Annotated in this window: 1 protein-coding gene; it reads left to right on the top strand. The window is 65.8% G+C overall.

The genetic code is table 11. From position 1 onward, the window contains the following. Window positions 1–638 (top strand): AMP-binding protein (locus MTF65_RS30070; RefSeq protein ID WP_308407240.1); only part of this gene is annotated, 638 nt, incomplete at its 3' end.

Here is a 638-nt window from a genome sequence, read left to right as displayed (position 1 = left end):
GTGTCGTTGTCGTATGGGGAGTTGAACGCGCGGGCGAATCGTTTGGCGCGGGTGTTGGTGGGTCGTGGTGTGGGGCCGGAGTCGTTGGTGGCTTTGGTGTTGCCGCGGTCGGTGGAGATGCTGGTGTCGCTTTTGGCTGTGTCGAAGGCGGGTGGCGCGTTTTTGCCGGTGGATCCGGGGTTGCCCGCGGAGCGGGTGTCGTTCGTGTTCGGTGACGCGGGTCCGGTGTTGGCTTTGACGCTTGGGGGGCTGTCTTCGGGGTTGCCCTCGGGTGTTGAGGTGCTGGCGGTGGACGGTGTGGATCTGGAGGGTGTTTCGGATGCGGATGTGCTGGATGGTGAGCGTCTGGCGGTGTTGCGGCCGGAGCATCCGGCGTATGTGATCTATACGTCTGGTTCGACGGGGACGCCGAAGGGTGTGGTGGTGCCGTCGGCTCAGTTGTTGAGTTTCGGCTCGGTGATGGCGGAGCGGTTCGGGGTGGAGCCGGGGCATCGGGTGCTTCAGGTGGCGTCGCCGAGCTTCGACGCTTCGGTCATGGAGTTCTTGATGGCGTTGCCGTGGGGTGCTGCGTTGGTGGTGGCGCCGGCGGGTGTGGTGGCGGGCGAGGAGCTGGCCGACCTCCTGCGCGAACACCACGT

The organism is Streptomyces sp. APSN-46.1 (assembly GCF_022815725.1).
Taxonomy (GTDB): domain Bacteria; phylum Actinomycetota; class Actinomycetes; order Streptomycetales; family Streptomycetaceae; genus Streptomyces.
The sequence above is the reverse complement of the archived record's forward strand: the minus strand, read 5'-3'. Positions and strand labels throughout refer to the sequence as shown.